Source organism: Sandarakinorhabdus sp., from assembly GCF_031430775.1.
Lineage (GTDB): Bacteria > Pseudomonadota > Alphaproteobacteria > Sphingomonadales > Sphingomonadaceae > Sandarakinorhabdus.
This window is the reverse complement of record NZ_JANPCD010000104.1, coordinates 1-6,310: the sequence shown is the minus strand read 5'-3', so window position 1 is coordinate 6,310 and position 6,310 is coordinate 1. Positions and strand designations below refer to the sequence as shown.

Below are 6,310 nucleotides of genomic sequence, written 5' to 3'. Positions count from 1 at the left end.
CGCACCTGGTCCAAGCTATGGGCGATCCCGCTGGTGTGGTGGGTGCGCAGTCGCGGCCTGATGGCGGCCGACAAGGCCGAGATGGATTCGCACGGCGAGGTCAAGCGCAAGCTGTCGCGGTTCATGCGGTCACGCTGGTTTGCGCCGCCGTTCTCGGGCGCCATCTTCAGCGCCATGCTGTATGATGCATTTGCCGCCATGGCTGCCGGCGCTCGCACGCCGCCGCTGGTGCCGCCGCTGCACCCGTTCGACCTGTTCGTGACCGTCACCGATTATCACGGCGCCGAGGAAGACTTGCGCATCCATTCGCCGCCGATCGTGCGGGAGCCGGAACATCGGCTGGTCATCGGTTTTGGCTGCCCCGGCGACGGCGATGTCCGGTATCTGGGTGATGCAGCGTCGTTGACCTTTGCGGCGCGGGCGACCGCCAGCTTTCCGGGCGCGTTTCCGCCCACGCGCGTGACCGAGATCGATGCGCTGCTGGCGCAGCGCGGCGATGCCTGGCCGGAACGCAGCGCCTTTCTGGCCCGGGTGTTTCCCGGCCGGGAAAGCCCTGAACTGGTGACGCTGCTGGATGGTGCCGTGCTGGACAACCGCCCGTTCGGGCCGGCGATTGCGGCGCTGGGCCGCCGCCCGGCGCACCGCGAGGTGGACCGGCGCTTTGTCTATATCGACCCCAAGCCCGGCATGCATGACGACACCCCGGCTGACATGGCGGAGCAGCCGGGCTTTTTCGCCACCATCTTGCGCAGCCTTGCCGATATTCCGCGCCAGCAGCCGATCAAGGACAGCCTTGCCGCCATCGAGCGCCTTTCGCAGCGGGTGCGCCGCCTGCGCCATATCGTGGTCGGCATGTTGCCCGAGGTGGACGCTGCCATCGATGGCGCCATCGGCTTGCGCGTGCTGTGGCTGAAGCCGACGCCGCAGCGGCTGGCCGGCTGGCGGTCGCAAATGCAGGCCGAGGCCGCGCGCCGCGCCGGCTTTGCCTATGGTGCCTATGGCCGGCTGAAATTCGGGCAGATCGTCGAAAGCCTTGCTCAGACCATGATCAGCATCGGTGGCGGCGATGTCGGCGATGTGCGCCGCGCGCTGTGGCGGCTGGTGCGGGACGGAAAGCTCGACGTGCCGGAACAGGCCGTGGGACGGGAGGGCGCGGCGTCCGATTATGTGTTGTTCCTGCGGCGCTTCGATCTGTATTTTCGCATCCGGCGGCTGCGGTTTCTCATTCGCCGCGTCAACATCCTGTCCGAAGCGGCGACCGATGACGCTGTGCGCGCCGTGCTCGACCGGTCAAAGACCGGATTATATGCGATTTTGGGGCCGCATCTGTTGCGCCGCCAGCCCGGTTGGTTTTCGGTCGAAGCATGCGCCGCCGCTGCGGCCGCGGCCCGGCAACCCGGTGCGGCCCTGGATGCGATGGCCTTGGCGCTCGACCTGAAGGCGCTGGACACGCAAAGCGACACGGCGCTGGTCGATTTGCTGGCCGGTGACATGCCGCGCAGCCTGCGGCGCACCTTGCTGTCCGCCTATCTGGGGTTTCCGTTCTTCGACATCGCGGTGTTGCCGCTTATCGCCGATGGCGGGCTGGACGAGCTGGACGAGATCAAGGTCGATCGCCTGTCGCCGGCGGATTGCAGCGCGTTGACGGGGGCCGGCGGTGCCAGCCTGAAAGGTGCCAAGTTCAACGCATTCGGCGCATTTTTCAGCCGCGCCTATCGTGAGCATGACTATTTATGGGGCCGGCTGCACGGCGCGGAGCGGATGATAGACATCGTGCTGTCGGCGTTGCCGCCCGGATCGGCCCCGCCGCCCGACATGCTGGCGCGTATCCGGCGCGGCGCCTTTGCCGCGATCATCGCCGCCGAGCGCCCGCGGCTGACCCGGGTGCAGGGACTGATTGCCGCCATCGAGGCGCAATTATCGGATTGAGGTGGGCTCCTCAGCTCGGCTTTGTCTGCTCGGGCGGACAGGCGTGCGATACTGGCGCAGGAAATTTATGATGATCGCCATGCCCAGCACCGTCGGCACCGCCCAGATCGCCGGATTGAAGGCGTGCGTCGGGAACAATTCGATCAGGCCGACCGACAGGAACGCGGTATAGGCTGCGATGCCGGTGGCGACCATCGCCTTGAAATGTTCGGGAATGAAGTCGCGCGCACCCACCGCACCCCGATAGATATAGCGGAAATAGGTCAGCGTGGTGCCAAAGCCTAGCAGCGCCACCATGATCATCAGCACCGGCTCCATGATTGCCCCGTGCGAGCGCAGCAATATCAGCCCATGGCCCAGGCAGATCGCGGCGGCCAGCAAGGTCGCGCCCTGCAACGCCAGCATCGACCAGTGCCGGTTGCCGGGGTGGTCACGCTTGTTGGCCACCATCTTGAGGCCATAGCGGGTCATCGAAAACACCAGCAGGCCCAGATAGACCATCATGGTGCCGAACATGCCCCGGTACAGCGGCGCATCGGTCAATTGCGGGTGCATGGCCAGCGGCCAGACCAGCGACAGCGCGCCCATGCCGAGCGCCTGCGCCGCGGCTGTATATATGGCCGCCGAAAAGATGCCGCCCCAGCGGCGATGCGCCGGGCCGCCCTTGCGGGTCAGCACTGCGCCCCAGAAACTGGTGAGCGCGACCGCGCCGGCACCGACATGGACGGCAAGAAAGATGTGGAACAACCAAGGCATGACGCTGCGGTATGATTTCCCGGCAATGAAGCCAAATCATTAGCGCGGGCGGTGCATCGGGCAAGCCCCAATGCTAGGGTGCCGGCATGTCCGCCGCTCGCACGTCCGCCCTGGCCGGCCTGGCCTATTTCACTCTGGTGTTTGGTCTGGGCTTTGTGCTGGGCACCGTGCGTAGATTGTGGCTGGTGCCGCGCATCGGCGTCACCGCCGCCGTCATGCTCGAATTGCCGGTGATGCTGTCGGCGAGCTGGCTGGCCTGCGGCTGGACCGTGCGCCGCTTTGCGGTGCCGCCGAACCCCTTCGCGCGGATCGTGATGGGCGCCGCCGCATTCATGTTGGTCATGGCCGGCGAACTGGCGCTGTCCGTCCTGGTGTTCGGCCGCACGCCTGCCGAGCATCTGGCGGTGCTGATGCGCACCGACGGCCTGCTCGGGTTGGGCTCGCAACTGCTGTTCGCCGCTTTTCCGCTACTGCAGCGGGGGCCGCGCCGGGGCTGAAAAAGCGGCGCCGCGTGGGTGTGCTGCCTTGCAACATCCATGTCCGCGTGCTAGCCGCGCCGCGACTGATGAAGGGCGACCGCCTTTCGCAGACCAGTTTCAACTGACCTCAAGCCTTCGGATCCAGACCCTTGGACGCATCCGTCAAAACCAGCGTAGCACCCGGCCTGTCGGGGCGTTACGCAAGTGCGCTGTTCGACCTTGCGGTGGACGGCGGGCACCTTGATGCCGTTTCGGCAAGTGTGGCATCGCTGGGCGAGGCACTGGCTGCCTCGGCCGATCTGCGCACCCTGACCACCAGCCCCCTTATTGACCGCAAGACTGCCGGTGCCGGCATCGCCGGTGTTGCCGAATCGCTTGGCCTCGACACGCTGACGCGCAATTTCCTTGGCGTTTTGGCGCAGGGTCGCCGGCTGGCGCTGCTGCCGCAGATCGTTCGCGATTTTTCGGCGCTGCTGGCGGCGCGCAAGGGTGAAATCACGGCGCGGGTCACCGCAGCCCACAAGTTGACGGCGGCGCAGCAAAAGGCGCTGGCGGCAAAGCTCAAGGCCGGATTGGGGCGCGATGTCGCGCTCGATATCACGGTCGATCCCGCCATTCTTGGCGGCCTGGTTGTTCGCGTTGGTTCGCGGATGATCGATTCCTCGTTGAAAACCCGGCTCGATTCGCTCGGCCAGGCACTGAAGGGCTAACACAATGGACATCAACGCCGCCGAAATCAGCCGCGTCATCAAGGAACAGATCGCCAGCTTTGGCACCGACGCCCAGGTGTCGGAAATCGGCCAGGTCCTCAGCGTCGGCGATGGTATCGCCCGCGTGCACGGCCTCGACAATGTCCAGGCCGGCGAGATGGTCGAATTTCCGGGCGGCGTGCAGGGCATGGCGCTCAACCTCGAAGCCGATAACGTCGGCGTCGTCATCTTCGGCTCGGATTCGGGCATCAAGGAAGGCGACACCGTCAAGCGCACCGGCACCATCGTCGATGTGCCCGTCGGTCGCGGTTTGCTCGGTCGCGTCGTTGACGGCCTTGGTAACCCCATCGATGGCAAGGGCCCGCTGGTGGATGTCACGCGCAGCCGCGTCGAAGTGAAGGCGCCGGGCATCATCCCGCGCACCTCGGTGCACGAGCCGATGCAGACCGGCCTCAAGGCGCTTGATGCGCTGGTGCCCGTCGGCCGCGGCCAGCGCGAACTGATCATCGGCGATCGCCAGACCGGCAAGACCGCTGTCGCCATCGACACCTTCATCAACCAAAAGGCCGCCAACGCCGGGGATGATGAATCCAAGAAGCTGTATTGCATCTATGTCGCCGTCGGCCAGAAGCGTTCGACCGTGGCGCAGATCGTGCGCGCGCTGGAGGAAAACGGCGCCATGGAATATTCCATCGTCGTCGCCGCGACCGCTTCCGAGCCGGCGCCGCTGCAGTTCCTCGCGCCCTACACCGGTTGCACCATGGGCGAATATTTCCGCGACAACGGCATGCACGCCGTCATCGTCTATGACGATCTGTCCAAGCAGGCCGTCGCCTATCGCCAGATGTCGCTGCTGCTGCGCCGTCCGCCGGGCCGCGAAGCCTATCCGGGCGATGTGTTCTACCTGCACTCACGCCTGCTGGAGCGCGCCGCCAAGCTGAACGCTGCCAATGGCTCGGGCTCGCTGACCGCGCTGCCGATCATCGAAACCCAGGCCGGCGACGTGTCGGCGTACATCCCGACCAACGTGATTTCGATCACCGATGGCCAGATCTTCCTGGAAACCGAACTGTTCTATCAGGGCGTGCGCCCGGCCATCAATGTCGGTCTGTCGGTGTCGCGCGTCGGTTCGGCCGCGCAGACAAAGGCGATGAAGAAGGTTGCCGGCACCATCAAGCTGGAACTGGCGCAGTACCGTGAAATGGCGGCATTCGCGCAGTTCGGCTCCGATCTCGATGCCTCGACGCAGCGCCTGCTCAATCGCGGTGCCCGGCTGACGGAGCTGCTCAAGCAGGGCCAGTACAAGCCGATGCCGTTCGAAGAACAGGTCGTCAGCATCTTTGCCGGCGTCAACGGCTTCATCGACACCGTGCCGGCCAAGGCTGTGACGCGTTTCGAAGCATCGTTGCTGGCGCATGTGCGTGCCGATCACGCGGCGTTGCTGACCGACATTCGCGACAAGAAGGACCTGAGCGCCGACACGACGGCCAAGCTCAAGGACCTGATCGGCGCGTTTGCAAAGACGTTTGCGTAATTGCTCCGCGCCGCCCACCCCGCCTTGGTGATGGTGGGCGGCGCAGGAGATGGATCCCCGCCTTCGCGGGGATGACGTGCAAGAGAGAGTGAATGGCAAGCCTCAAAGCCCTCAAGATGCGCATCACTTCGGTGAAGTCGACGCAGAAGATCACCAAGGCGATGAAGATGGTCGCCGCGGCGAAGCTGCGCCGCGCGCAGGAAGCCGCCGAAGCTGCGCGCCCCTATGCAGAGCGCATGGCCAGTGTCATGGCGTCGCTGGGCGCGACCGTGCAGGTCGGGCCGGAAAGCCCGCGTCTGCTGGCAGGCACCGGCGCGACCCAGGTGCATCTGCTGGTCATCTGCTCGTCGGAACGCGGCCTCGCCGGTGGTTTCAACACCAACATCGCGCGGCTTGCCCGCAAGAAGCTGGAAGCGTTGCTGGCTGAGGGGAAGACGGTCAAGCTGCTGTTCGTCGGCAAGAAGGCGCGTGCGCCGTTCATGCGCACCCATGGCGACCTGATTGTCGGATATCTCGACCAGACAGCCATCAAGAATGTCGCCTTTGTCGATGCCAAGGCCATCGCCGATGACGTGACCAGCCGTTTCGAAGCGGGTGAATTCGATGTCGCGCACATGTTCTTCGCGCGCTTCCGCTCGGCGCTGGTGCAGGAACCGACCGAACTCCAGATCATCCCAGCAGCCCTTCCTGCCGCAGTCACCGACGCCAAGCCCGGCGATGCCCCGGCGGCGATCGAATATGAACCGGACGAGGAAGCCATCCTCGCCGAACTGCTGCCACGCAACCTGTCCGTCCAGATCTTCCGCGCGCTGCTGGAAAACGCCGCGTCCGAACAGGGCAGCCGCATGACCGCGATGGACAATGCCACGCGCAACGCCGGCGACATGATCAAGAAACTCACC

At 65.4% G+C, this 6,310-nt stretch carries 6 protein-coding genes; 5 read left to right on the top strand and 1 reads right to left on the bottom strand.

The window, feature by feature from the left end; translation table 11 throughout:
- On the top strand, positions 1 to 1,929 hold a 1,929-nt coding region (locus tag RMQ73_RS06350), incomplete at its 5' end, for a patatin-like protein (protein WP_310497243.1).
- On the opposite strand, the gene RMQ73_RS06345 is transcribed toward RMQ73_RS06350, so the two are convergent.
- Positions 1,918 to 2,685 carry a hypothetical protein gene (locus RMQ73_RS06345; RefSeq protein WP_310497242.1) on the bottom strand — a complete coding sequence of 256 codons (768 nt, stop codon included), beginning with the start codon at positions 2,683 to 2,685 and terminating at the stop codon, positions 1,918 to 1,920. The genes RMQ73_RS06350 and RMQ73_RS06345 overlap by 12 nt on opposite strands.
- Positions 2,686 to 2,771: 86 nt before the next feature.
- On the opposite strand from RMQ73_RS06345, the gene RMQ73_RS06340 reads away from it, so the two are divergent.
- The 4 genes from RMQ73_RS06340 to RMQ73_RS06325 form a co-directional block, all read left to right on the top strand.
- Positions 2,772 to 3,182 (top strand): hypothetical protein, encoded by a 411-nt coding sequence (locus RMQ73_RS06340; protein ID WP_310497240.1) that lies wholly within the window; start codon positions 2,772 to 2,774, stop codon positions 3,180 to 3,182.
- Between the two features lie 131 nt (positions 3,183 to 3,313).
- On the top strand, positions 3,314 to 3,874 hold the full coding sequence (locus RMQ73_RS06335; protein ID WP_310497239.1) for a F0F1 ATP synthase subunit delta: 561 nt from the start codon (positions 3,314 to 3,316) through the stop codon (positions 3,872 to 3,874).
- 4 nt (positions 3,875 to 3,878) lie between these two features.
- On the top strand, positions 3,879 to 5,408 hold the full coding sequence (gene atpA, locus RMQ73_RS06330) for a F0F1 ATP synthase subunit alpha (protein WP_310497238.1): 1,530 nt from the start codon (positions 3,879 to 3,881) through the stop codon (positions 5,406 to 5,408).
- Positions 5,409 to 5,500: 92 nt separating this feature from the next.
- Positions 5,501 to 6,310, top strand: an 810-nt coding sequence (locus RMQ73_RS06325) for a F0F1 ATP synthase subunit gamma (protein ID WP_310497236.1), incomplete at its 3' end; no start/stop codon positions are given.

Excerpts from the sequence above, each read along its gene's own strand:
- atpA (WP_310497238.1), top strand. The coding sequence starts at position 3,879 with ATGGACATCAACGCCGCCGAAATCAGCCGCGTCATCAAGGAACAGATC.
- RMQ73_RS06345 (WP_310497242.1), bottom strand. The coding sequence starts at position 2,685 with ATGCCTTGGTTGTTCCACATCTTTCTTGCCGTCCATGTCGGTGCCGGC.
- RMQ73_RS06340 (WP_310497240.1), top strand. The coding sequence starts at position 2,772 with ATGTCCGCCGCTCGCACGTCCGCCCTGGCCGGCCTGGCCTATTTCACT.